Below are 25,620 nucleotides of genomic sequence, written 5' to 3'. Positions count from 1 at the left end.
ACGGCGCTCAAATTCACGCCATGCTCGGCTGCCAGGCTTTGCACCGCTGGAGAATACCGGCCGCGCATGGACTGGTCTCCAGAGGCTTCAGGCTGTACTGGGGCCGGTGTAGTACGCGGCTCCGCCTGCGGCCGTTCCTCCGCCGGAGCCCCCGCAGCACCTGCCGCCGCAATGCGGCAGATAACCTCGCCGACGGCGACGGTCTGGCCTTCCTCGGCGACCCATTCTCCCATAATCCCGTCCACGGTGGACGGGATTTCCGCGTTGACCTTATCGGTGATGACCTCACAGATCGGCTCATACTGTTCCACTTTATCGCCAGGCTGCTTCAGCCATTTGGCGATGGTGGCAGACACGAGCGATTCTGCCAGCTGCGGCATCACCATATCGGTAAACTTTTGATTTGACATATTTTCACTCCTTCATACGGCAATTCTCAATAAACCGCCAGTTCGTGCATGGCTTGCTTGACCTTATCCTTGCTCAGCATAAAGAACTTCTCCATCGGCGGACTGATCGGCATGGCCGGTACGTCCGGACCACACAGCCGCTTGATCGGCGCATCGAGGTCGAACAGGCATTCTTCCGAAATAATAGCGGACACCTCGGCGCCCACACCGCCCGTTTTGTTGTCCTCGTGTACGATCAGCACCTTGCCGGTTTTGCGGACCGCCTCAATGATGGCGTCACGGTCCAGCGGCTGCAGGGAGCGCAGATCCAGAATATGGGCCGAGATGCCTTCTTCTTTCTCCAGCTCTTCGGCGGCTTGAAGGCAGAAGTGCAGCGGCATGCTATAGCCGATGACCGTAATGTCGGTCCCCTCGCGCAGCACGTTAGCTTTGCCGATCGGTACAGTATAGTCGTCCAAAGGCACGTCGCCCTTGATCATGCGGTAGCATTTTTTATTTTCAAAAAACAGCACCGGGTCCGGATCGTTGATCGCAGCTTTCAGCAGTCCTTTCGCGTCATAGGCGGTAAAAGGCGCTACGATTTTCAAACCGGGGGTGCCGAAAAAGATCGATTCCGGGCATTGGGAATGGTATAATCCCCCGAAAATGCCTCCGCCGATCGGCGCACGAACGACGACCGGACAGCTCCAGTCGTTGTTGGAACGATAGCGGATTTTCGCGGCTTCACTGATAATTTGGTTCGTTGCCGGCAGCATGAAGTCGGAGTACTGCATTTCCGCGATCGGCTTCATGCCGACCATGGCCGCGCCGATCGCAACGCCGGCGATAGCGGATTCCGCCAGCGGCGTGTCGATGACCCGCTCCTCGCCGAACTGGTCCTGCAGGCCTTTGGTCGTCGTGAACACGCCGCCTTTAACGCCGACATCCTCACCGAGGACAAACACGTTTTCGTCTTTTTCCATTTCTTCTTTCATTGCCAGACGAATCGCATCGATATATTCCATTTCGGCCATTAGTATACCCCCTCTTCGCTATCGCCCGCATACACATGCTTCAGCGTATCCTCGGGTTTCGGGAACGGAGCATTGTCGGCCGATTCGGTTGCTTCCTTGATCTCAAGAGCCAACTGTGCTTGCAAGTCCGCATCCTTTTCTTCATCCCAAATGCCGCAGCTGATCAAATATTGTTTAAAACGGACAATGCCGTCTTTTTTCCAGTTCTCTTCTACTTCTTCTTTGGTCCGGTACGCCAAGTCGTTATCCGAGGTGGAGTGCGGTGACAGGCGGTACATCATGGCTTCGATCAGCGTAGGTCCTTCGCCGCGGACAGCGCGTTCGCGCGCTTCCTTCACGGCTTTGTAGACCGCGAGCGCATCGTTGCCGTCCACCCGGATGCCTGGAAACCCATAGCCGAGCGCCCGGTCGCTGACTTTGCCGCTGATCTGCTTATGAAGCGGGACCGAAATGGCATACTGGTTGTTTTCGCACATAAAAATCACAGGCAGCTTATGAACGCCCGCAAAGTTGGCTCCCTCGTGGAAGTCCCCTTGGTTGCTCGAGCCTTCGCCAAAGGTTACAAACGAAACGATATCCTGTTTTCTCATCTTGGCGGACAAAGCTACGCCTACGGCGTGGGGCACTTGGGTAGTGACGGGGCTTGAGCCCGTTACGATCCGAAGCCGCTTGCTGCCAAAGTGTCCGGGCATTTGCCGCCCGCCGCTGTTCGGATCCTCAGCCTTCGCAAAAGCCGACAGCATCAGCTCGTACGGAGTCATTCCTACCGATAAAACAAGTGAATAGTCGCGATAATAAGGCAAAAAGTAGTCCTTTTCCCGATCCAGCGCAAACGCCGCGGCGACCTGGGCCGCCTCCTGACCGATTCCCGATACGTGAAAGTTAATCTTGCCAGCCCGCTGCAGCAGCAGGTTACGCTCGTCAAATTTGCGCCCGAGCATCATATATCTGTACATGTCGATGACTTGGCCGTTGGTGAGTCCAAGCTGTTCATGCTCATGTGGCGTGTGAACAGTACCCTGATCATTCATGGGAGGTACCTCCTTATTTTAGAGCCTGCAGTCTGTCCCTGATCTACTATTAAAACCTGGTACTAAGACTTGGCTTAACCCTATTATAATCATAACTGCGGTGAAAAGAAAAGAACCGATTCTAAATTTTGGTCTTACATTCCGATGGATTTGCCGTCTACAGCCAGCATCGCCTCGCCCAAAATTTCCGAGAGCGTCGGATGCGGATGCACCATCTGTCCGATCTCCCAAGGGGTTGCATTCAAAAATTGGGCCAATGCCGCCTCGCTGATCAGGTCGGTCGCATGGGCTCCAATCATTTGCACACCTAAAATGTCATTTGTCTTAGGATCAGCTACTACTTTTACGAATCCTTCCTTGCTCCCCTGTACCAATGCCTTCCCAATGGCCTGGAACGGGAATTTGCCGACCTTAACCTCGAATCCGCGGCTGCGGGCTTCCTTCTCGGTGATGCCGACGCTGGCCACTTCGGGTCTTGTGTACACGCATCTTGGAATCAGATCCGCATCCCCCGGGTGAACTTCTTCACCTGCCAAATGGTTGACGGCCGCAATTCCTTCATGGCTTGCCGCATGCGCGAGCTGCAGTCCGCCAATGACGTCGCCGATGGCATAAATATGGGATTCGCCGGTTTGATAATGTTTATTGACAGCTATAAAACCGCGCTCCACCCGGACATCCGTGTTCTCCAGACCGATGTTCTCCACATTCGCCTGGCGGCCGATCGACACAAGCAGCTTGTCCGCTTGAAGCCGTTCGGTTTTTTCCCCAACACGCACATCGATGTGCACCTGATGATCCGCTGCTTCGTATGTCTCCGTCTGCAGCTGGGCCCCGGTAACCATTTTGATGCCCCGGCGCGAAAACGACTTCTGAAGCTCACGGGCCACTTCTTCATCTTCTGCGGGAAGCAGCTGGCCTGCCGCCTCCACAACGGTGACCTCCACGCCGAAATCGTTCAGCATCGAAGCCCATTCAACACCGATCACGCCGCCGCCGACGATGATGATGGACTTCGGAAGCTCCTCCATTTGTAGTGCCTCGTCGCTAGTCAAAATATGTATTCCGTCGGGTTCAAGTCCAGGCAGCACTCTTGGACGGGAGCCTGTGGCGATAATCAAATGCGTCGGAACCACCGTCTCCATCTCCCCATCCGCAAGTTCCACAGCAACGGCACCGACTTTTCGGCGAAACCCCTTGGTGCAGCTGATCTACGATCGCTTCCTTCCGCGCCTGAACCTTGGGAAATTTGAGTGCGGCCCCTGCTGTTTCGATGCCGTAGCTCTCGCTTTCTTTGATCTCTGCGTATACTTCCGCGCTCCGCAGCAAAGACTTACTTGGAATACAGCCTCGGTGCAGGCACGTTCCTCCCAGCTTGTCCGCTTCGATAATAACGACTTCCTTGCCCAGCTGAGCTGCGCGGATTGCAGCCACATAACCGCCGGTACCGCCGCCCAGAACGGCTACGTCACATGATATTGTCATTGTCCATCCCCCATCTTAACATGTTTATATTGAAACCATTTGGCGCATAACTTATGACAAGTTGTGCCCGGAGTAAGAAGCACTCCATCGCTTTTATATTGTACTCGGTTTTCACCGCATTACAAAATGTTATCACATGTCCGGAAATAGACAAAGATTCGCCGGACGAGTTATGATATAGTGGACTAAAACAGGCCAACAGGAAGGGATTTTTCATGAAACTGATTATTTCCCGCTTTATCGCCATCCTGATCCTCGTCATTCCGGGACTGGCGGCAATGACCGGATTTTTGTTTATGAAAGATGCGGTATTCGAATATTATTCGCTCCACGGCGATGCGAGCGTCGCCCATCCGTCGTTTGCGTGGGGACATTTTGTGCTCGGCCTGCTCCTGTTCGTGGCAGGGATGAGCTTTCTCGGCGGCTGGATTCTGTTCCGGGACCGCAAACGAAACTATGTAGGGCCACGTTTCAAAGAGAAGCGCAAGCCCAAACCGCCCGTACAATCATCATAATGCCGGATTCCAAGACCAGGAATCGAACAAAGAACCCCGGACTGCAGATTTATCTCAGAACGGGGTTTTGTTGTTGGTCCGAATCTTGATCGGTTTCGCTGGCGATAATGTCAAGAACGATGTCCTCCTTCACCAATCCATACTCCGGATTCCCCAGCACCGGAAGATTCGTCAACATTCTGCTCGTTAAGACGACCTTCAGCTCGTTATCGCGGTTGTAAAGCACAGATTCGACCACAAAGAAATTGTTCAGTAATCCCGCAATGATTGCGATTTGCTGCGGGCTCAATTTCGGCGGGGGCACGCCGGCTTTGGCATACTTTACAACCGGTTTTGCCGGCTTGCGCCGTTTCTTATTATCCATGGACCGGTTCACCCAATCACCCCGCTTCAATGTATTCCTGCTCACTTTAGGATATAGCGGATCGTGTGAATTGGTGTATCCCAATTTGCCGCAAAAGCTGCAGCAAGCGACTAGACATGAACCGGACCGGATAAATTATTCGTACAACGCCTCTCTCAGCTTGGTGGACATCCGTGATTCCTTCGATGAGGACTTCAGCAGCGTGAGCCGCAGTTTATGGTTTTGCTGAACCGCTTCTTCGAGGTCCGCGAACAGACTGCTGACCAGATCTTCCACTTGCGGATCCTTGCCGAGCTCTGCTGTCAGTTCAGCGATCCTCGCTTTATAGGCGTCTATTTTTTCCTGCATGATGCCGTCTCCTCCAAATGCTCATTCGATCCTTCTTAATATTAACCATACCACGGCCAAACGCCTGCACGCCACTTTCGGTTATTTTTGTAGCCATGTCCGTTTTAATTGTGGTACTCTATAAAAGTCGCAATTTTTCGTGTTTTGTCATCATATAGAACATGAACGGGTTATGCTAACGGGAAAGGAGCAGGCTGAACGTGAATAAAGGACGGATTACCGTAATTACGGGACCCATGTTTAGCGAAAAATCGGGTGAACTTATCCGCCGGTGCCAAAAACTGATCCAATACGGGCGGAAAAAGCTGGTGGCATACAAGCCCGAGGAGGATCAGCGCTACGCGAAGAACGAAATCGTAAGCCGGATCGGATACCGGCTGCCAGCCATCTCCATTCCGCGGCAGTTGACCGCTGACATCACCGCCAAAATCTTGGCGGAAACCGCTGACGCGGATGTGGTCGCTTTTGATGAGGTTCAGTTCTTCAGCAAGCCGATCCTTGGCCTGGTGGAAGAGCTGGCATACAGCGGGAAGCATGTCATCGTGGACGGACTGAATCTGGACTATCGTGGAAAAGAATTCGGCTACATAGGCGGGCTGCTGGCCATGGCCGACGACATCCAGCTGCTGACCGCCTTTTGTGCGGTATGCGGCAGCCCGGAAGCCGTGTTCACACAGCGGATTGTCAACGGCCACCCCGCTCCGCTAGGCTCGGTAATCATGATCGGGGATTCCGATGATTACGAGCCGCGGTGCCGGTGCTGTTTTGTTCCACCGCATAAGGTCAGTGCCAAAGGAAGTGCCTGATGTAGAGTTTTTTTTATGATTCCCAAACATCGTCCATCAGCTTTTTGATTTCGTCCGTGCGCCGTTTAGTTGCAGCCGGATCGGTCACCCATTTTCCGTCCTTCAGTTCCACAGCGTCTCCTACCTTCACTTGAGGATCCACTTGTTCACGGGGTACGGCCTGGATGTTACCGTCCACTTCAATGCGGCAATACGGTCCTTCATAGCCTTCGACATATCCCGTCATCGTTCTCACCTTTCCGTTCGGAATGTCACCTTCTGCCCATTCGACTCCGCTTCAATCGTTCCCTGAAGATCGTTACGGTATACCTTGACGCCCTGCTGCTTCAGCCGGTTTAGAATGACGCTTTTCGGATGGCCGTATGTATTGCCTGCACCTACCTGTATAACCGCATACTTCGGATGAACCCGTTTGAGAAATGCGAGCGTGGTCGACGATTTGGAGCCGTGGTGCCCCACCAGCATGACATCCGCCTGCAGATCCGTTCCGGCGTCAAGCATATCCCGTTCGCTGTCCGACTCCGCGTCACCGGTCAACAGAAAAGAAGTGCGGCCGTACGTTATTTTCACCACAGCGCTCATGTTATTCGAGTCGTCATAACTTTTGCGGGGCGCCAGCATATCGACATGAACCTCATCGTCCATATCCCAAGAGATCCCGGCCTTGGCCGTTTGTACCTTCAGTTTGGCATTTTTTACGGCACGCAGAACGGATTCAAACGTTTTCGTATTGGCCTGTGCTTTCGGCATATAAATGCGGCCCACCGGAATGTGGTTAATGACCGCATCCAGCCCGCCGATATGGTCGGCATCCGGATGAGTTCCAATGACCGTGTCCAGCTTGGTGATACCGTATTGCTCCATATATTGCAGCATCAGCTCTTCTTTGTCATTGTTCCCGGCATCAATCAGCATCGTTTTACCGGAAGGGGAAATAATAAGCTGAGAAGCTCCCTGCCCTACATCCAGAAAAACGACCCGAAGGTTACCCCCGCCGGTGCTCGCTGGGGTGCTGTTGTTCTCCGGTGCCGCCGGGTTGATCTCCAGACTGCATCCGCTCAGGATCAGCAACGCCGTGATGACGCCTGTCAGCAGTAAAGTGGTTATCTTGGATGTCTTCATCATCGTTCCTTTCACGGCTGTAGCCTTAACAAGTTAGTAATAACTGCCAGAACGTTATCTTATCACGAACCGTACTCGGGGTACAAGGCGAACTGAGCATCACCTGCTTGAAGAAGACCGTTTTTAAAAGTGTAGCTTAAGGTTAAATCGCCGATAAATTCAGCGGGGGACACCTGCACGGCCGTAGTCGCTTTCAGGGTATTCCCCTCAAGGGTATACGTCATAACGCTTCCGATCCCCGGCGGGTACTTTAAAGGGCCGGACTGCAGTTTGGATATAGGGATGACCGTCCGCTCGCCGCGAATATCCAGCTCGATTTGCTTGTCCGTCACTTTACTGTCGAACTGTTTTAAAAACGCCGTATATGCATCCTCTACAGGTATGGGGTCTGCTGTTTCGGCATACGCGAGCGGATTGGAAGTATAAACGCCGGTTCCATATCCTGTCGTTAAAAAGATAACAATATCCTTCTTGCCGTCCCCCGTCAAATCGGCCCTTTCGATGATTGGAGCATAGCTTGGATTGTCCACATTGTACCCAGGGATGTGACGGCTGAAAGTCTGAGTCTTCAGCGTTAAGTTTTCATATGTTCCCGATTCGCTGGCATCTCCGCTGATCTGTATCGTCTTGTCGTCAGATTGTGCAAAGGGGACCTGTTTCTTGTCATTAATTCGAACCGTGTTGCTTTGGCTGTCATAGGTGACTTGTTTGCCAAAAAGCTTTCCGAAGGTTTGCAAGGGTATCATAATTTCATCATCTATGTGAACGGGTGCCTTTTCAGTCACCCACTCGGTTCCGTTGAGCATCACTTTGATGGGGTCCGGTTTCGCCATGACCATAATTGACGTTGCCGACAACACCATCGCAGCCGTGGTGGCAATGATCCATCCTTTAGCTTTCAATGTTAAACTCCTTCCCGTATTCGCCCAGCAAGGTTTCCAATTTTTGATAATAACATAAGTGTAAATTTAATCAGGCTTGATATCCAGATAAAACTTTGTAACTATATGGAATGAACGAAGAAACCGCAAAATTTTAGTTCAATCTATATATCATTACCCTTTTCAAAATGAAAATAATGGATATCGGAATTTTTTTGGAACAGATGGATCTTCATCAAATAAAAAAACGCCATACTATGATCATCGTCATAGTATGGCGTATTCTTTAGGGTCATGCTATTCCTTTCACGACACCTTATGCTCAATGCGCAGCTTGTCGGCCACCATCGCGATAAACTCGCTGTTGGTCGGCTTCGATTTGCTGATGTTGATGGTGTAACCGAACAGATGGCTGATCGAATCGATGTTGCCGCGCGTCCAGGCCACCTCGATCGCATGACGGATCGCCCGCTCGACCCGGGATGGCGTCGTTTTGAACTTTTCGGCGATCGCCGGATACAGCGTTTTGGTAATGGCACCGAGAATTTCGATGTTGTTGTACACCATAGTAATCGCTTCGCGCAAATATTGGTAACCTTTGATATGGGCCGGAACGCCGATTTCATGAATGATGGACGTAATATTGGCGTCAAGGTTTTTCCCTTTCGCCATCGGAACCACATTGGATTTGTTCATTGATACCGTCATATTGCCTGTCGTGATATGCTGCTGCCCCACGAGCTGACGAATACGGCTGGCTAGAACCTCCATGTCAAACGGCTTAAGAATGTAGTATGAAGCACCGAGTTGTACCGCTCTTTGGGTGATGTTCTCCTGGCCGAAAGCAGTCAGCATAATGATTTTAGGCTGCGGGGACAGATTCATCTCGCGCAGTCTTTCGAGAACGCCCAATCCGTCCAGATGCGGCATAATAATGTCCAAAATCAGCACATCCGGTATTTTTCTCGATTCACTGATCATATTTAGCACTTCCTCGCCATTATAGGCGATTCCCGTTACCATCATATCGTCTTGCTCGGTAATATATTCCGCAAGCAAATTCGTGAATTCCCGGTTGTCATCCGCCAACAATACCTCTATTTTTTGCACTGGCTGCTTCCTCCTTAGAATCGTATTCCCTTATTTTTCTGCAGAGATAAGTTTTCGACACCCAGCATTAAATTCCTTCTGTCGAAAATTATTTTTGTTTATTTTTTTACCTTGTTGAATTATAATTAATATTTTCATCCATTATTCTAACTATTTCGCGATGAAACGACAAAAAGTCTTAAGGCTACACGGCCTTAAGACTTTTTTGAGTACTTCTCGATTGAGGGAGAACTCCGGAATCCTGAAGCATCCACTCGATGAAACATCCGTAACCGGACCGCGGATCGTTAACGAACACGTGGGTCACCGCTCCGACCAATTTGCCGTCCTGCACGATTGGGCTTCCGCTCATCCCTTGAACGATGCCCCCGGTCTTCTCCAGCAGCCGCGGATCGGTAATTCGGATGACCAGTCCTTTGGTGGCCGGTGATTCCTGCTTCGCCACATGTACAATATTGACCTTGAAACGTTCGACCTGCTGCCCATCCACCACAGTCAAAATTTCGGCCGGGCCTTCTTTAACCTCCTGGGCGAATGCTACCGGGATGCCTTCTTTATACAAGCTGTGCTCCGGATTCTGGTTCATCTTGCCGAAGATTCCGAAATGCGTGTTGCGCTCAATATTACCGAGGATTTTACTTTCCTTGAGAAAATGCGCTCTCTTCTCGCCAGGCTCGCCATCTTGGCTCTTCGATATCGAGGTTACGCTGGACTGCAAAATTTCACCGCTGCCGACGGAAATCGGCGTCTGCGTGTTCATATCCGTAATGACATGGCCCAGAGCCCCATAAACGCCTTGATCGGGAGCATAGAAGGTTAACGTTCCGACGCCTGCGGCTGAGTCGCGAATATACAGTCCTAATCGCCACACCCTGTCTTCCAGGTCATATGCGGGGGACAGCTTCGTGCTCATCTCTTTGTTTCCGCGTTTGAATTTGATTTCGACCGGTCGCTTGCTTTTGCCCGCCTCTTCGACTACTTTGGCAACTTTTGCGACATCGTCCATCGGAATCCCATTCATGTGGGTCATTAAATCACCCAGCTGGATTCCGGCATTCTCACCAGGGGACACCTTTGTATCGGCATCCACGCTGACCAGGTGATGCCCAACGACCAAAATGCCCGCCGATTTCACCTTCACTCCAATGGTTTGTCCTCCCGGTATAACCTTAAGTCCGGGTACGACATGGATCTGAACGGTTTTAAAAGGGATGGTTCCGAATAATTTCAAGGTTACTTTCGCCATTCCGCTGTGCTGCGGCGTCAGCTGCAATGGACGCCCTGGAGTCACCTTGGCGGTGACGGCGGAACCGTTGAGATGCAGAACGCCAGGACGGTCGACGGTAGCTTGGGCTGTCACCGGCATGGAGAGCGCTTGTGCCGTTCCCGCAAACATCCTGATTTCATTCGGAATGGCGGCCAGGCTTTGTACCGGCTCTGTTGTTCCTAAAAAACAAAGAAAGAAGACAATGAAAAGACCGAGCATTTTATTCCTGAGGCTGGAGTTCAATGGCTGTCACGCTCCCTTTTGCTTCTTTCGCTTGACGAAAGGTGGTCGCCAATTGCGTACCTTTAAGATTACCCCGCCTCTAGGCTTTTATTACTGTCAATCATTACTCTGGTGCGGATTTGACGGCTTTCCGCTCGTCCGCCAGCTTCAGCATTTCTTGGGCATGATGGAGCGTTTTCTTCGTAATTTCCACCCCGCCGAGCATCCGGGCAAGTTCTTCAACCCGGCCCTTCGTCGAGAGCTCTTCCACGTGCGTCATTGTACGTCCTTCATCCACATTCTTTTCGATTAAATACTGATGATCCGCCATGCAGGCCACTTGCGGAAGATGGGTAATCGAAAACACCTGGCAGGTCTCAGCGAGCTTGTTCAGCTTCTCGGCGATGGATTGTGCCGCTCTTCCGCTGACCCCCGTGTCCACTTCGTCAAAGATCAGCACCGGAATGCGGTCATGGCGGGCAAAGATGCTCTTCATCGCCAGCATCATCCGGGATAACTCACCGCCTGACGCGATCTTGCTGAGCGGCCGCAGCGGCTCGCCCGGGTTCGGGGATATCATAAACTCAGCGGTATCAAGTCCCTGTCTGGTGAGCCGGATCTTCCGGCCGTCGACCTCGATCCCCCGCGGATCATCAAGCCGCTCCAGACGGACTTCCAGCGACGTTCGCTCCATGTGCAGGTCCTTGAGCTCGGCCTCGACCTGTCGGGCGAGATCCGCAGCACACTGCTGCCTTGCTTCGCTTAGCTCCAGCGCGGATTCAACCAGTCCGTTCAGCAGTCCTTCCCTTTGGGATTTCAGCTGCTCCAGACGCTCATCCTTGTTCTCCAGCAGGCTCGTTTCCTGCAGGATCGATTCGTAATAGGCCAGAATCTGCTCCACGCTGTCCCCGTATTTACGGCGGAGTGTGGAGATGAGATCCAAACGCTGCTCCACCTCTTCCAGCCGCTCAGGGTTAAACTCCACCTGATCCCGGTAATCCCGGAGCTGAAAGGCAGCGTCCTCCAGCTGGTAAAAGGCGGACTGCAGCTGCTCAAGTACCGGCCTCAGACCCTTCTCATCATACTTCATGACGTCTTCCAGACGGGAAATGGCCGTGCTGATCACGCTGATTCCCTGATGCCCGTTCAGCAGCTCATAGGATCCCGATACCGCATCCATCATTTTCTCGCTATGGGATAGCTTGACCCTTTCGTCGCCCAGCCATTCATCTTCTCCGGATTTTAATGAAGCGGCTGAGATTTCTTCCAGCTGGAAACGATATAGATCGAGCATCTGATACGCTTTCTGGCTGGATTCCATCAGCTCCCGGAGCTCCTTCTCCACTTTGGAGAACGCCGCATACCGTTCCTGATATTCCCGTTTGATCGGTCCGATCAGCGTATCCCCATAAGTATCCAGCAAGCTGAGATGCCTGTCTGCGCGCAACAGGTTCTGATGCTCATGCTGGCCATGTATGTTGACTAGCTGCTCGCCGACTTCCCGAAGCATCGTCAAGTTAACGAGCTGCCCGTTGATTCTTGACGTGCTTTTGCCCTGAGACGTCAGCTCCCTGCGGATGATTAAATGCTCTTCATGACTTCCTCCGACACCGATCTTGGCCAAGGCCTCCCACACGGGATGGCCTTCCTGCAGCTCGAACATCGCTTCAATCTCTGCCTTGTCGCAGCCGTAGCGGATCAAGTCCGCCGAGCCTCTTCCTCCGGCAATCAGCCCCAAAGCATCGATAATGATGGATTTCCCGGCACCAGTCTCCCCGGTCAGGACGTGAAAGCCGGGATGAAAATGGACGTCGACGGATTCGACGACCGCCAAGTTTCGGATACTCAATGTTAAAAGCATGATAAAAAGCGCACCTCCGCTAAGGCAAATCTATAATTTGTACTATGAAATAAAGCTGTTGATCATCTGGACCAGCCGCTCGCTGTCCTCATTCGTCCGGCAAATGATCAGCGCCGTGTCATCGCCGCAGATCGTTCCCATGATTTCGTTCCATTCCATGTTATCCAGTAAGACGGCAACGGCATTGGCCGTTCCCGGCAGGCACTTCATGACGACCAGGTTGTTCGTGTAATCGATGTGCACGAAATTGTCCACCAGTGCGCGCTTAAGCTTCTGGATCGGATTGTAGCGCTGATCCGTCGGCAGTGAATATTTATACCTGCCGTCATCCATCGGCACCTTGATCAGCAGCAGTTCTTTGATGTCCCTGGACACGGTTGCCTGTGTCACCTGAAAACCCGCTTCACGCAGAGCCTCCACCAGCTCGTCCTGGGTCTCGATCTCCCGCTGGGTGATAATCTCGCGTATTTTGATATGGCGTTGTCCTTTCATAGTGGCCTCCCAAATGTTAGTTGCTCATATTTAATCATCATAACCATTCCAGTCCTCTTCATCCCAATCAAAATGAATACGCCGGATTTCCCCTTCGTCGGCATCGACGAAGAGCACGCCGCCTGAGCCCGGATACAGCAGAAAATAGGGCAGCAGACGGTCGCGCAGACCGGATCCGGTCCATTCCAGGGGCAAACGCCTTCTGGCGACTTTCACAAGGTACAATACCTCGTCATCGTCCCTCACGACATAATCGATAAACAGGCGGCTGTGATATTCCTCCCCGTCCGCCTCAAACAGCAGCGGGATCTTGATTTTGCCGCCGATCACTTCATAGCCTGCCTCCTCCAGCAGATCTACCGCGGGATGGTCATGTATCTGTTCGTTAATCGGCATTTCCGGTACGCGGGCAGGCAGAGGGTTAAACAGCCATGATCTCAGACCGTACGCGATCCAAACGATCAAGAGCACGCCGATCAGCACCATGACCAGCAAGTCTGCACGTCCCTCCATCCTCATCACCTCGCCTTGGTATTCGCGGAAATGCGGAAGAATCCCTTTTTTAAATGTATAAAAATCCGTTTTTCGAATGTATAAACGCATATAAACAAGCTCATTATAACCCAAACAAACGTTCTCATCAATCGTTATTCCAAAGTTTTTGTGTCAGTAGAATGATGACCGTCCCTACAAAAAGAACTCATCCCTTGGATGAGTTCCCTGTAAACGTATGGCGTGCCTGCGCAACTACATCAGAAACCAAAGCCTGCAGCTCTTCTTCGGCTACAGGTTGTCCGGCTGTATCCGATGGGCTCGCGGGCACATGCCAATGAGCGAGAAATTCGATATTTCCTTCACCGCCGGTGATCGGCGAAAACGTTAGTCCTTTTAGAATAAAGCCTAACTCAGCGGCAAAAGACAGCACGTTCATCAGCACCTCGCGGTGAACTTCAGGTTCCCGGACGACGCCGGACTTTCCGACCTTCTCCCTGCCGGCTTCAAACTGCGGCTTAATCAGCGCGGCCACGTCGGCCGGTTTGTTCAGAAGCGCCATCAGCGGGGGCAGGATGATGCGCAGCGAAATGAAGGATACATCGATGCTGGCAAAATCCGGGGAAGGGCCTTTCAGATCCTCGGGCGTCATGTAACGGAAGTTGGTCCGTTCCATCACGCACACCCGCTCGTCGTTTCGCAGCGACCAATCCAGCTGATTGTACCCGACATCAATGGCGTACACATAGCCGGCTCCGTTCTGAAGCGCGCAATCGGTAAAGCCGCCGGTGGATGACCCGATATCCAGCATCGTTCTGCCGGTCAGATCGATCCCAAAGGTTCGGAGCGCCTTTTCCAGCTTCAAACCGCCGCGGCTGACATAAGGATGCACCGCTCCCTTGACCCTAAGCGGCGTATCGCGCGGAATTTTAGTCCCCGCCTTTTCGACCGGTTCTTCTGCGGCTAAGACCAGCCCGGCCATAATCGCCGCTTTGGCTTTTTCCCGGCTCTCATAAAAGCCCTGCTCAACGAGCAGGACATCGATTCGTTCTTTAGGCAAATTCATCGTTATCTCCTGACTGCACGGCGATTTCGGCGTCCATTAGGAAGGAAACTGGGTTTTGCCGATCTCGTAAGGATGCAGGGACATCAGCTTCTTGATCTCGCCGACTACTCCTGCCGCCGTAAGACCGGTCTCCTCCCGCTGCTCCTTCACGCTGCCATGCTCGATAAAGCGGTCGGGCACACCCATCAAGGACACTTTCGTGTCAAATATATGCTTCGAAGCATAAAACTCCAGTACGGCACTGCCCAAGCTGCCCGCTTCGCTGGCTTCCTCAAGCACCACCATATTCGTGCCGTTCTCGGCAAGCTCCAGCAGCATTTCTTCATCCAGCGGCTTCATGAACCGGGCGTTGACCACCTGCAGATGAATACCTTCCCGTTTCAGCTGGTCCGCTGCCTCAAGCGCAACCTGAACCATCGGGCCGCAGGCCAAGACGGCGTATCCTTCGCCTTCACGGACGGTTTCCCATTTGCCGATCGGAATCGGCACAAGCTCCTCGTCCAGATGAACCCCCAGGCCGTTAATCCGCGGGTAGCGGTAAGCAATCGGTCCGTCGTTATACTCCAGGGCGGTTTTCATCATATGTCTCAGCTCGTTTTCATCCTTCGGCATCATCATGACCATATTCGGAATGTGGCGCATAAACGCGATGTCAAACACACCCTGATGCGTCTCACCGTCATCCCCTACGTAGCCGGCCCGGTCGATGGCGAACATGACGTTGGCGTTGTGGCGGCAAATATCGTGAACGATCTGGTCATACGCACGCTGCATGAACGTGGAATAGACGGCGAACACCGGCTTCATGCCCTCCATCGCCAACGCGGCGCACATCGTCGCCGCGTGCTGCTCCGCAATGCCGACGTCGATCATGCGGTCCGGAAACCGTTCGCTGAACGGAATGAGACCGGAGCCTTTGGGCATTGCAGGCGTGACAGCGATGATGCGGGAATCCTGTTCACCTAACTCGATCAGCGTCTTGCCGAACACGTCGGTGTACATCGGATTTCCTACCGATTTAAGGACTTGGCCAGATTCGATTTTGTACGGCGTAATCCCGTGCCATTTATATGAATCCGCTTCTGCGGGTTTATATCCTTTGCCTTTGGTGGTAAGCACATGCACGAATACCGGTCCGCGCACGTTGTCGGCCTGCTTGAACGTTTCGATCAGCTTGTGGATATCATGGCCGTCCACCGGTCCGAGATAAGTTAAGCCCAGCTCTTCGAACAGCACGCCGGGAACCATCATGTATTTGAGGCTTTCCTTCAGCCTGGATCCGGTCTTGGCCAGCATGCCGCCGATCGCCGGGATCTTCTTCAGCATCATCTCAAGCTCGTCTTTTGCACGCAAATAATGGCGGTCCGAGCGGATTTTGCTCAAATAGTTATGCATGGCGCCGACGTTCGGCGCAATCGACATCTCGTTGTCGTTCAGAATGACCATCAGGTCCTTCTGTTCATGTCCGATATGGTTCAAGGCTTCGAAAGCCATGCCGCCGGTGAGCGCACCGTCCCCGATCATGGCGATCACTTTGTTGTTTTCCCCTTTTAAGTCCCGGGCAACGGCCATGCCGATAGCCGCGGACAAAGAGGTGCTGCTGTGCCCGGCTTCCCAGACGTCATGCTCGCTTTCGCTTCGTTTGACAAAGCCGCACATCCCCTTGTATTTCCGCAGCGTGTCGAACTGATCCATTCGGCCCGTCAGCATCTTGTGAACGTAGGCTTGATGTCCTACATCAAAAATAAATTTATCGCGCGGGCTGTTGTAGCAATAGTGCAGGGCCAGCGTGAGTTCCACCACTCCCAGATTTGATGCGAGATGCCCCCCGGTGACCGACAGCTTCTCAATCAGAAATTGACGGATTTCGGCCGCCAGAGAAGTGAGCTCGTCAACCGATAGTGATTTCAATTGTCCTGGCTCGTTAATTTGTGGAAGCAGCACGGCAATCTCCCCGCTTTCCTTCGTAATTAGTGATATGGTTATCCATGACATTCTTCCATGATTAGATTCTTTTCGCCATTATATCATAAAATGCCCATCATACATAAAGCATCATGCTCTAATGGTCCCTGTGCATTAAATAATCGGCGATCTCCAGCAGGCGCTCCGGATCCTGAAAACCGGCGTTCAAGACAGCCGCTTTGGCTTCACGGGTCAGTGACTCGACCTGCTGCTGCGAAGCTTCCAGACCGATAAAATAAGGATATGTCACCTTCTCCTGCTTGATGTCGCTCTGTGTCTTCTTACCCAGTTTTGCCTCGTCTCCAACCAGGTCCAGGATATCGTCCTGAATTTGAAAGGCGAGCCCCAGGCGGCTGCCAAACGTACGCAGCGCTTCCAGCTCGCGCTCCGAGCCTCCGGCAATCCGTCCGCCGGCAAGGAGGGAGAAAATAATCAGATCGCCCGTCTTGTGCTGGTGGATATACTGAAGATGCTCCAGATCCGTGACTCCCTGCTCCCCTTCCATATCGGCCGCCTGTCCGCCAACCATGCCTCTTGGACCGGCCATCTCCGCGAGGTCCTGCACAATGGCCAAAATCGGGGCCGCATCAATGCCATGCTTCGCCGAGATTCGGGCGATCGTGTAAAAGGCATGCGTCAGCAGGGCGTCTCCGGCCAGAATGGCGGTAGCTTCGCCATATACTTTATGATTGGTCAGTTTGCCCCGGCGGTAGTCATCATTATCCATAGCCGGCAAATCATCATGAATGAGCGAGTAGGTATGTACCATTTCAACGGCGCATGCCGCATCAAGGGCCGCCTCCCCGTTGCCTCCGAGCGCTTCGCAGGCTGCAATCACCAGCAGCGGACGGAGCCGCTTTCCTCCGGCCATCAAGGAATACGTCATGGATTCCTTTAAGGAAGAAGGAACCTGCCAATGATGCGGCAGGCTGTCCTCCAACGAGGCGGTTACTTTCTCGGAAATCTGCTGCATGTATTCCTGGAACGAAACCCGGTCACTCAAAAACTTCACCGCCGCTCTGATCGAGCTGTCCGCCGCCGAACGGCTTCTTGCGAAGCTCCCCATCCTCTTCAACAATCATCTCGATTTTCCGTTCCACCTGTTCGAGCTTCTGCCCGCACAGCTGGGACAGCTTCATCCCCTGCTGGAACAGCTCGATCGCCTTTTCGAGCGGAACGTCGCCGTGCTCCAGTTCTCCGACGATATCCTCGAGCTGAATCATTGCGTCCTCAAAGCTGAGCTCTTTTTCATTCCCCATGTTCCTGTGCATCCTCCTTCAGTTCCCATACCTGGCAGGATAACTGGCCGTCGTTCACTTTGATCTGGACCACGTCGCCAGGCTGTACCTCATGAATCGATTTAATTAAACGCTTCTCCTGCTCGTCATAAACGAGGCTGTAGCCGCGGGCCATGACTTTCAGCGGACTGAGGGCATCCAGTTGGCGCACGCCGGAAGTAAGCTGGGATTTCTTGTCTTTCAGTATGTTCTGCATCGACTGAAGCAGCTGCCGGCGCGCCGCATCGTTGCGGCTCCGGGCCCCTGTGAGCTGCTCCTGCGGATTGTACCGCATCAGCGCATGGTACATGCGGCTTCTCTTTTCCCGGTTCAGCTGCACCCGGGAACGCAGGTTGCCGCTAAGCCGCTGGCGCAGCATATCCAGGCGCTCCGCATGCTGCAGCATGTAGCGCCGCGGATGCAGCAGCACGGGCGAGCGCTGCAGTGACGCCAGCTGCTGGCGGCTGCGCTTCACCCGCTGCTGAAGCAGCTGGAGCAGCAGCCGTTCCCGCTGCTGCAGCCGCGCCTTCAGCTCGCCTGCATGCGGCACGGCCAGTTCCGCGGCCGCGGTCGGAGTCGCCGCTCTCAGGTCTGCGGCGAAGTCCGCGATCGTGAAGTCGGTTTCGTGTCCGACGGCCGAAATGACCGGTATATGCGAGGCGCGGATCGCCCGCGCTACCATTTCTTCGTTAAAGGCCCACAGCTCCTCCAGTGAGCCGCCGCCACGGCCGACGATCAGCACGTCCGCTTCATCCAGCTCGTTCATCGTGCGAATGGCCTTCACGATCGAAGGAGCGGCCCCTTTTCCCTGGACCAGGACAGGGGCGAGAATGATCCGCGCCCGCGGGTAACGCCGCTCAAGCGTCGTCATAATATCGCGTACGGCCGCACCTGTCGGCGAAGTGATGACGCCGATCGTCTCCGGAAACTCCGGAATCGGCCGCTTGCGGTCTGCAGCAAACAGCCCTTCTTTCTCCAGCTTTTCCTTAAGCTGCTCATAAGCCAAATACAGGCTGCCGATCCCGTCGGGCTGCATTTGGGTCGCATAAAATTGGTACTGCCCATCCCGCTCGTATACCGTAACGTTCCCTCTAGCGATGACCCTTGAGCCCTCCTTGGGTCGAAACGGCAGCCGCTGGTTGTGGGAGGCAAACATAATCGCTTTGATGCGGCTCCCTTCATCCTTGAGCGTGAAATACATATGCCCGCTGGAATGGTGGGTAAAATTCGATATTTCCCCCCGGATCCAGACGTCGGACAGCAGACTGTCCGAGTCCACTGTCCGAGTCCATCTTCATCCGGATATAACGGTTCAAGTCCTTGATTGAAAAATACGCTGCGGCTCCATGGCATCCGCTCCGTTATGCCAATCCGTGATGGCGTTTGGCCGCGATCAGGGTGTTCTGCATCAGCATCGTAATCGTCATAGGTCCTACGCCGCCAGGCACCGGCGTGATCGGGCCCGATACTTCCTTAACGCTTTCGAAATCCACGTCTCCGGCCAGCTTGCCGTTCTCCAGCCGGTTCATGCCCACGTCGATGACGACGGCACCCGGTTTGACGAAGCTCGCATCGATGAAATTGGCCCGACCGATCGCAACGACCAGGATGTCAGCCTGACGCGCAATATCCGCCATGCCGATCGTCCGGGAGTGGCACATCGTCACGGTCGCGTTTTCGCGCTGAAGCAGCAGCGAAACCGGTTTGCCGACGATATTGCTGCGGCCGATGACGACGGCATGCTTACCGGCCAGCTCTACACCCGCACGCTTGATCAGCTCGATGACGCCTGCCGGCGTGCATGGAAGAAGGCTGTCATCTCCGATGACCAGATTGCCGACGTTTACCGGATGGAATCCGTCAACGTCCTTGTCTACCGCGATCGCGTTAATGACTGCCTTCTCGTCAATATGTCCGGGAAGCGGCAGCTGGACGAGGATGCCGTCAATGGTGTCCTGCTTGTTCAGCTTGTCCACCAATGCAAGCAAATCCTCCTGAGTCGTCGAAGCCGGAAGCCGGTGAACCTCCGAATAGTATCCAAGATCGTGGCACGCTTTTTCCTTGTTTCGCACATAAACCTGGGAAGCCGGGTCTTCTCCTACCAGCACGACGGCAAGCCCCGGAGTGGCGCCTTTGGCGGCCAGCTCCTTGACTTCGGCGGCAATTCCGGTCCGGATATCCTCAGAAACCTGTTTTCCATTGATAATAGATGCTGTCATGTCGCTCTCTCCCCTATGTTTTAGATTGGCAAAGCGGACGGCTAAGCGTCCTTATGCAAGACTATGACTTCAATTGATCCAGCTCGCGGATCATGTTCCCCAGAACTCCATTAACAAACTTGCCCGAATCCTCGGTTCCGAAATGCTTGGCCAGCTCGATCGCCTCATTTACGGCAACCTTGGCCGGCACGTCGTCGCGATACAGCATTTCATAGGCGGCGAGGCGGAGGATTTGGCGGTCCACTTTGGAGAGGCGGCTCATTTGCCAGCCCTTCAAATAATTTTCCAGCAGGTCGTCCACCGCTTTTTTGCTGCCCCAAATGCCGTTTACGAGCCCCAGTACAAATTCCTTCAGTTCCGCTTCATCGGTGATGGTCCGCTCGGTATCATTTTCTTCGGCAGCATCCTCCAGCAGCATTTCCAGCGCTTCTTCGCTTGTTGCTTCGTTCATTTCCATCTGATACAGGCACTGAACGACCAGCTCCCTGGCTACACGTCTTTTCATCATGTTCCTCCTAGAACCTTGAAATTTCCTCTTGTCCTTATTATGGGTCACCGCGGGAATAAAAACATCGTGATTTGCACAAAAAAAACCGTGAGCATGTCAATCTCCAGAATATGGGCTTCAAGAAGCTGCAGCTCTTTTTCCGGAGAAAGGCATATCACGGGTTCATTTGAACGGGCGCCAGCGCTCGGAGAGCCACTGACCCATTTCCCGCCAGCGGAAAAAGGAATCCATCCGAAGATCCTTCCTTTTGCCGGCAGAATATCCTATGAACACTACCAATGCAAAGAACAACATATCCCAAAAACCCGCAAACAAATAAATAAAACCGAAAAAAATACCGCCGGCAATACCGGTAATCCGTCCTTTGTGACTCTCCCAAATTTCTTTCCAGATCACTCGGAGAATTCACCTCTATTCCACTCTACTCTTGATCACTGGTGCATGGGCCACATTCGCTATATATACCGCCACGTTAGAGACCGGAATGCCTGTCGTTTCCTGAAGGTGATCATGAACCTGCTTCTGCACGTCGGTGGTCATGGCCGGGATGGACACATCGCCGTCAACGACGGCGCGAATCATGATTTCAAGGCCCGCTTCCGTCACATGGATCCTGGCCTTCAGGTCCTTGACGCCTCGCACCCGCGAAGCCGCCTTGAGGCACAGGTTCTCGATCGTCTCCACCGAGATCTGAATGTCGCCGAATTCGGTCCTCTGGTCAATGGAGTGGACATGCGTTCTGTCCGGGCGAATCGAGATATAGAAGAAGCGGATACTGAGTAAAAAGAGGATCACCGCCGCCACGATGACCGTCAGCTGAAGCTCGGCTGTGTTCAGCAGTTCATCCGGAGACGGAACCAAATCACTCATGAGGAGGATGGCAAATACACATATTACTCCGATACTCAAGCTGTAAATAAACAGCAGAAGTCTGTCCAGTATCTTAGCCACGAACAGCACAGCCTCCTTAAATTAGAGTAAACCCTCGACATTTCGCGTGTCGGGGGTTATGGTGACCAATTGAATCCTTTATTTTACGCGCTGACTGTAATCAACGTCTTCGGCTCTCTCCGCGTTTTTGAAGTAAACATCATGGATATGCACATTGACTTCAATGACCGTAAGGCCTGTCATCATTTCGATGGAGCGTTTGACATTGCGCTGGATTTCCGTCGCCACTTCCGGCAGGCGGTTTCCGTACTCGATAATAACCGAGACGTCCACAGCCGCTTCGCGCTGGCCGACTTCCACCTTCACGCCTTTGGACAAATTTTTGCGGCCAAGCAGCTCGGCGATGCCTCCGGCAAATCCGCCGCTCATGCCGGCGACGCCCTTCACTTCCACCGTAGCCAGACCCGCGATCACTTCAATCACTTCAGGTGCTATTTGAATTTCACCGATGTCCGTACGTTCAAATTCACTCGGTAATGTGCTCATCCCTGAATCAACACACCTTTCAGATAATATATAAAACCGCTTCAGACGAAAGCAGGATTGCCCCTAATCATTCATACTATACCATTTGGGGAACTTTATGACAAACAATCCGAAGCAGGCGTCAGATTTCGTTTTCCTCCAAAAACTTGATGTCAAAATCGCCGCGGTTGAACACCGGATGCTCCATCAGCTTCTGATGGAACGGAATGGTGGTGTGCACGCCCTCGATGACGAATTCGGACAGCGCCCGCTTCATCTTGGCAATCGCCTCCTGACGCGTCGGCGCCCATACGATCAGCTTCGCGATCATGGAATCGTAGAACGGAGGAATGCTGTAGCCCGGATAAGCCGCGCTGTCCACCCGTACACCAGGACCGCCCGGTGGCAGGTAAAATTGGATTTTGCCCGGAGCCGGCATAAAGTTGCGGTCCGGATCTTCCGCGTTGACGCGGCATTCGATCGACCAGCCGTTAATTTGAACGTCTTCTTGCGTAAACGACAACGGGTGACCTTCCGCGACCGAAATCATTTCTTTGATCAAATCCACATTGGTGACCATTTCCGTAACCGGATGCTCCACCTGAATGCGGGTGTTCATTTCCATGAAGTAGAACTGGCCGTCGTTGCCGAGCAGAAACTCGAGCGTGCCCGCACCGGAGTAGTTAACGGCAAGGGCGGCGCGGACTGCGGCTTCACCCATCCGCTGACGAATGTCGGGGGACAGCACCGGACAAGGCGCTTCCTCGATCAGCTTCTGGCGGCGGCGCTGCACCGAGCAGTCGCGTTCGCCCAGGTGAACGACGTTGCCGTGGTTGTCGGCAATCACTTGAATCTCAACGTGCTTCATGCCGGTCAAATATTTCTCCAGATAAACGCCGGCATTGCCGAACGCCTTTTGGGCTTCCTGCTGTGCCGCCGTGATTTGCTTAATCAGCGCCTGCTCGTCCTCAGCGATACGGATTCCTTTTCCGCCGCCGCCGGCCGTCGCTTTGATGATCAATGGGTAGCCGATGTCCCGGCCGATCATTACCGCCTCATCCAGATCCTCAACCAGGCCGTCAGACCCCGGAATGACCGGCACGCCGGCGCTCTTCATCGTCTGCTTCGCAACCGCTTTGTCGCCCATCTTGTTAATGGCGTCAGCCGAAGGTCCGATAAAGGTAATGTTGCAGGACTCGCAAATTTCCGCGAAATCGGCATTCTCGGCGAGAAATCCGTATCCCGGATGAACGGCGTCGCACTCCGTCAACGTGGCGACGCTCATAATGTTGGTGAAATTCAGGTAACTGTCTTTCGAAAGCGTAGGGCCGATACAGTATGCCTCGTCCGCCAAACGGACGTGCAGCGCTTCCTTGTCGGCCTCCGAATAAACCGCAACGGTGGAAATGCCGAGCTCGCGGCAGGCCCGGATAATCCGGACTGCGATTTCACCGCGGTTGGCAATCAGAATTTTTGAAATTTCATGCAAGTAACCTCCTCCATTGTGCGGTGCCTATTCCGACTTCACCAGAAACAGAGGCTGCCCGAATTCCACCAGTTGTCCGTTCTCCGCAAGAATCTCGACGATGGTGCCTTTTACTTCTGCTTCGAGCTCATTCATCAGCTTCATCGCTTCAATAATGCAAACCGTCGTTTTCTCGTCAACGCGGTCACCGACGCTGACAAACGGCGCGGCGTCCGGAGAAGAGGCTTTGTAGAATGTTCCTACCATCGGGGAGACGATTTTATGTAGTGAGGAAGAAGCTGCATCCGGTGCTGGGGCCTGCGCATTATCGGCGGGTGCCTGTACGTATTGCGGAGCCTGCTGTGCGGCAGGGGCCTGTACAAATTGAGGCGCAGCCTGAACGCTAACCACTTCGGTTTTGCCCGGCTTGCGGATGGAAAGGCGTGCTCCTTCTGATTCAAGTTCAAGTTCATGTACGGAGGTCTCATCGACCAGCTTGATCAATTCTTTATCTCGTTCAATTTAAACATTCGCAATTCACTCCTTCAGCTGCGTGGAAGCCGTGGCTTCGGACAATTCATACACATAACGATAAGTATTATAACATAATCGGAAGAAATGGAAAGAGTCCTGGGCTGTCCCGGACTCTTTCGACGATATTTCTGTTTTTCCGCCATTTTACTCGGAGACGACTTTCACGCTGACTTTGTCCTGGGTCACTTTCAGCTCTTTCATCACCAGCTGAACGATGCCCGCTGCCTGCTTGGCATCCATTTTGTCGCTCAGGACGAGCACTTGGTACTTGTCGTCATTTTCCTTCACGAATGCGTTCGCAAAGGAGAATTTTTGCTCCAGCTCTTCCTCGATGCCTTCGATGATCGTCTCTTTGTTTTCGAGCGCCTGCAGTTCCTGGCTCGCCTTGGCCGAAGCTTCGCTGTCCTTGCTCATGTCATTGATCGCCGCCATCAGGTCGTTTGTTTTTTGAGCATTCGTCTGCGACCGCTGCCATTGAAGAGATTCGAGCATGCTGCTGCCTGTCGAAGCCTGTGAAGCCACTTCCTTCAGGATCTCATCGTCCGTTTTCTCCGTGCTTGCGGTTGTCTTGCCGGCGTCTGTTTTACTTATGGATGCCGTTTTATCGTCCGCAGCCTTGTCGGTTGCCGCTGCGCTCTTTTGTCCGGCGTCAGCCGTATCCTTGGCTGTGTCTTTGGCTGCGGCGTCCTTATCGGCCGTGCTGCCAGCAGCGGCGGTATCCTTCGTCGCATCCTTAGCCGCGTCTTCCTTCGACGTATCCTGGGCTGTATCCTTCGCAGCGGAACCGTCGGCCTTGCCCGCATCCGCGGTCTTGTCACCCGATTGGCCCGATGTCACAACTTCGTCTACGACAACCCCGTTGTCTTTGCTGCCGGCCGAGGCCGTCGTCTTAGCGTCTTTGTCGGTCTTGCTGTCCACCTGCTGGCTGTCAGCGACAGGCGTCTTCGACGTCCCGGAGTCCTCGGTAAACAGATAATAAGCGGACAGGACTACCATCAAACTGAGCATCGACACCAACCAAATCGTTTGTCTTTTACTGTTCATTCGTTAAATCCTCCTCATAAGTCAACTGGATTATATCGGGGAAATCGGCTTACCCCTGCTTGCGCGGAACGACGGAGATCCGGTAATCCGGTACGTTCAGGCCTTTTTCCACCGCGTCCACAATCAAGTTGCGAACCACTTCGTTCTCTGCACCTTTGGCTACGATCAGCACCCCGCGAATTTGCGGCTTTACCTTTTTCGTAATGATCGGCGTCTGCGTTCCCGACTGCTCGTAGGTGACGATCTCGCCATCCCGGGTATACTGGGTCGTATGGCGCTGACCGCCGTTCGCGTCGTTTTCTTCCGACTGCTGCTGGGAGTCTTTCACATTCCGTTGATAGACGATCTCCTCCGTGGAATCCACCGTGACCATGACGTCCACCGTGCCTACGCCAACGATTTTCTCCAAAATGTCCTTCATCCTGCCTTCGGCCGCTTCCTCAATCGCTGCAAAGTCCGAAGTCTGACCTGCCGAGCTCTGGAACGTTTCCTGGGACTCAGCCCCAGCCGGAGGCTCCCTCCCTATGTTTTCGTTATCGAGTTTCTTCACATTGACAAAGGAGTTGAACAGCACGATTGCCACTCCGATCAAGCCGACGATAATCAGCCACCTGAACGTATGTACCCGCTTCGTCCCTCCCTGTCCGCCCCCCAGCCATTGCTCAAGCTTCTTCAGCCACTTCCCCATCGTTTCACCTCCGCCTTCA

Annotated in this window: 27 protein-coding genes and 3 pseudogenes; 2 read left to right on the top strand and 28 right to left on the bottom strand. The window is 53.4% G+C overall.

The features are described 5' to 3' along the window. The 4 genes and pseudogenes from CPT76_RS23745 to lpdA all read right to left on the bottom strand — a co-directional run. A partial coding sequence (locus CPT76_RS23745; RefSeq protein WP_308737658.1) for a biotin/lipoyl-containing protein occupies positions 1-410 on the bottom strand: 410 nt, incomplete at its 3' end. Positions 411-436: 26 nt separating this feature from the next. After that, positions 437-1,423 carry an alpha-ketoacid dehydrogenase subunit beta gene (locus tag CPT76_RS23740; protein ID WP_089548084.1) on the bottom strand — a complete coding sequence of 329 codons (987 nt, stop codon included), beginning with the start codon at positions 1,421-1,423 and terminating at the stop codon, positions 437-439. Then, complete coding sequence (locus tag CPT76_RS23735) at positions 1,423-2,454, bottom strand: thiamine pyrophosphate-dependent dehydrogenase E1 component subunit alpha (RefSeq protein ID WP_105444649.1); 1,032 nt, start codon at positions 2,452-2,454, stop codon at positions 1,423-1,425. Before CPT76_RS23735 ends, CPT76_RS23740 begins: the two co-directional genes overlap by 1 nt. Positions 2,455-2,588: 134 nt before the next feature. After that, a pseudogene (lpdA, locus tag CPT76_RS23730) lies at positions 2,589-3,939 on the bottom strand (dihydrolipoyl dehydrogenase). Between the two features lie 215 nt (positions 3,940-4,154). Here lpdA and CPT76_RS23725 point away from each other — a divergent pair. Then, on the top strand, positions 4,155-4,454 hold the full coding sequence (locus CPT76_RS23725) for a DUF2627 domain-containing protein (RefSeq protein ID WP_076170032.1): 300 nt from the start codon (positions 4,155-4,157) through the stop codon (positions 4,452-4,454). Between the two features lie 49 nt (positions 4,455-4,503). Here CPT76_RS23725 and CPT76_RS23720 read toward each other — a convergent pair whose 3' ends face one another. Next, positions 4,504-4,818 carry a hypothetical protein gene (locus CPT76_RS23720; RefSeq protein ID WP_146116392.1) on the bottom strand — a complete coding sequence of 105 codons (315 nt, stop codon included), beginning with the start codon at positions 4,816-4,818 and terminating at the stop codon, positions 4,504-4,506. A 135-nt stretch (positions 4,819-4,953) separates the two neighbouring features. After that, entirely contained in the window at positions 4,954-5,166 is a 213-nt protein-coding gene (locus tag CPT76_RS23715) for a hypothetical protein (RefSeq protein WP_105444647.1), read from the bottom strand. Between the two features lie 200 nt (positions 5,167-5,366). Between CPT76_RS23715 and CPT76_RS23710 the strand changes: the two genes are divergently transcribed. Continuing rightward, on the top strand, positions 5,367-5,972 hold the full coding sequence (locus tag CPT76_RS23710; RefSeq protein WP_105444646.1) for a thymidine kinase: 606 nt from the start codon (positions 5,367-5,369) through the stop codon (positions 5,970-5,972). Between the two features lie 13 nt (positions 5,973-5,985). Here CPT76_RS23710 and CPT76_RS23705 read toward each other — a convergent pair whose 3' ends face one another. The 22 genes and pseudogenes from CPT76_RS23705 to spoIIIAG all read right to left on the bottom strand — a co-directional run bounded on the left by CPT76_RS23705 (position 5,986) and on the right by spoIIIAG (position 25,601). Continuing rightward, positions 5,986-6,198, bottom strand: a complete 213-nt coding sequence (locus CPT76_RS23705; protein ID WP_105444645.1) for a DUF3006 domain-containing protein — start codon at positions 6,196-6,198, stop codon at positions 5,986-5,988. A gap of 5 nt (positions 6,199-6,203) precedes the next feature. Further along, on the bottom strand, positions 6,204-7,094 hold the full coding sequence (locus CPT76_RS23700) for a ComEC/Rec2 family competence protein (RefSeq protein WP_258168752.1): 891 nt from the start codon (positions 7,092-7,094) through the stop codon (positions 6,204-6,206). A gap of 62 nt (positions 7,095-7,156) precedes the next feature. Next, complete coding sequence (locus CPT76_RS23695; protein WP_105444643.1) at positions 7,157-7,996, bottom strand: stalk domain-containing protein; 840 nt, start codon at positions 7,994-7,996, stop codon at positions 7,157-7,159. Positions 7,997-8,281: 285 nt separating this feature from the next. Continuing rightward, positions 8,282-9,085: a sporulation transcription factor Spo0A gene (gene spo0A / locus CPT76_RS23690; protein ID WP_105444642.1), complete on the bottom strand. Its 804-nt coding sequence runs from the start codon at positions 9,083-9,085 to the stop codon at positions 8,282-8,284. A 184-nt stretch (positions 9,086-9,269) separates the two neighbouring features. Next, positions 9,270-10,595: a SpoIVB peptidase gene (spoIVB, locus tag CPT76_RS23685; protein ID WP_105444641.1), complete on the bottom strand. Its 1,326-nt coding sequence runs from the start codon at positions 10,593-10,595 to the stop codon at positions 9,270-9,272. 103 nt (positions 10,596-10,698) lie between these two features. Further along, entirely contained in the window at positions 10,699-12,435 is a 1,737-nt protein-coding gene (gene recN / locus CPT76_RS23680) for a DNA repair protein RecN (protein WP_105444640.1), read from the bottom strand. A gap of 42 nt (positions 12,436-12,477) precedes the next feature. Beyond that, entirely contained in the window at positions 12,478-12,927 is a 450-nt protein-coding gene (gene ahrC, locus CPT76_RS23675) for a transcriptional regulator AhrC/ArgR (protein WP_105444639.1), read from the bottom strand. Positions 12,928-12,957: 30 nt separating this feature from the next. Then, positions 12,958-13,530 carry a hypothetical protein gene (locus CPT76_RS23670; protein ID WP_308737657.1) on the bottom strand — a complete coding sequence of 191 codons (573 nt, stop codon included), beginning with the start codon at positions 13,528-13,530 and terminating at the stop codon, positions 12,958-12,960. A gap of 97 nt (positions 13,531-13,627) precedes the next feature. Beyond that, positions 13,628-14,485, bottom strand: a complete 858-nt coding sequence (locus CPT76_RS23665) for a TlyA family RNA methyltransferase (protein ID WP_105444638.1) — start codon at positions 14,483-14,485, stop codon at positions 13,628-13,630. Between the two features lie 36 nt (positions 14,486-14,521). After that, complete coding sequence (gene dxs, locus CPT76_RS23660) at positions 14,522-16,429, bottom strand: 1-deoxy-D-xylulose-5-phosphate synthase (RefSeq protein WP_105444637.1); 1,908 nt, start codon at positions 16,427-16,429, stop codon at positions 14,522-14,524. 118 nt (positions 16,430-16,547) lie between these two features. Beyond that, positions 16,548-17,474, bottom strand: a complete 927-nt coding sequence (locus tag CPT76_RS23655) for a polyprenyl synthetase family protein (protein WP_181153020.1) — start codon at positions 17,472-17,474, stop codon at positions 16,548-16,550. Next, positions 17,446-17,709, bottom strand: coding sequence for an exodeoxyribonuclease VII small subunit (gene xseB / locus CPT76_RS23650; RefSeq protein WP_076170021.1), 264 nt, complete (start codon positions 17,707-17,709; stop codon positions 17,446-17,448). Before xseB ends, CPT76_RS23655 begins: the two co-directional genes overlap by 29 nt. Further along, positions 17,699-19,025 (bottom strand): annotated as a pseudogene (xseA, locus tag CPT76_RS23645) (exodeoxyribonuclease VII large subunit). The gene xseB and the pseudogene xseA overlap by 11 nt, the downstream one beginning before the upstream one ends. A gap of 63 nt (positions 19,026-19,088) precedes the next feature. Beyond that, positions 19,089-19,946: a bifunctional methylenetetrahydrofolate dehydrogenase/methenyltetrahydrofolate cyclohydrolase FolD gene (gene folD / locus CPT76_RS23640; RefSeq protein ID WP_105444635.1), complete on the bottom strand. Its 858-nt coding sequence runs from the start codon at positions 19,944-19,946 to the stop codon at positions 19,089-19,091. Between the two features lie 61 nt (positions 19,947-20,007). After that, positions 20,008-20,451, bottom strand: coding sequence for a transcription antitermination factor NusB (nusB, locus tag CPT76_RS23635; protein ID WP_076170018.1), 444 nt, complete (start codon positions 20,449-20,451; stop codon positions 20,008-20,010). A gap of 165 nt (positions 20,452-20,616) precedes the next feature. Continuing rightward, a complete protein-coding gene (locus CPT76_RS23630; protein WP_076170017.1) occupies positions 20,617-20,850 on the bottom strand; it encodes a DUF2273 domain-containing protein in 234 nt (77 codons plus the stop codon). 15 nt (positions 20,851-20,865) lie between these two features. Then, positions 20,866-21,405, bottom strand: a complete 540-nt coding sequence (gene amaP / locus CPT76_RS23625; protein ID WP_076170174.1) for an alkaline shock response membrane anchor protein AmaP — start codon at positions 21,403-21,405, stop codon at positions 20,866-20,868. 78 nt (positions 21,406-21,483) lie between these two features. Next, on the bottom strand, positions 21,484-21,891 hold the full coding sequence (locus CPT76_RS23620; RefSeq protein WP_076170016.1) for an Asp23/Gls24 family envelope stress response protein: 408 nt from the start codon (positions 21,889-21,891) through the stop codon (positions 21,484-21,486). Between the two features lie 121 nt (positions 21,892-22,012). Next, on the bottom strand, positions 22,013-23,359 hold the full coding sequence (gene accC / locus CPT76_RS23615) for an acetyl-CoA carboxylase biotin carboxylase subunit (RefSeq protein WP_374954718.1): 1,347 nt from the start codon (positions 23,357-23,359) through the stop codon (positions 22,013-22,015). Positions 23,360-23,383: 24 nt separating this feature from the next. Continuing rightward, positions 23,384-23,865, bottom strand: a pseudogene (gene accB / locus CPT76_RS23610) (acetyl-CoA carboxylase biotin carboxyl carrier protein). A gap of 148 nt (positions 23,866-24,013) precedes the next feature. Next, a complete protein-coding gene (locus CPT76_RS23605) occupies positions 24,014-24,913 on the bottom strand; it encodes a SpoIIIAH-like family protein (RefSeq protein ID WP_105444634.1) in 900 nt (299 codons plus the stop codon). Between the two features lie 49 nt (positions 24,914-24,962). After that, positions 24,963-25,601, bottom strand: coding sequence for a stage III sporulation protein AG (gene spoIIIAG / locus CPT76_RS37730; RefSeq protein WP_105444633.1), 639 nt, complete (start codon positions 25,599-25,601; stop codon positions 24,963-24,965). Positions 25,602-25,620: the final 19 nt, after the last annotated feature.

This window comes from Paenibacillus sp. AR247, from assembly GCF_002968895.1.
GTDB lineage: Bacteria > Bacillota > Bacilli > Paenibacillales > Paenibacillaceae > Paenibacillus_AQ > Paenibacillus_AQ favisporus.
The sequence above is the reverse complement of the archived record's forward strand: the minus strand, read 5'-3'. Positions and strand labels throughout refer to the sequence as shown.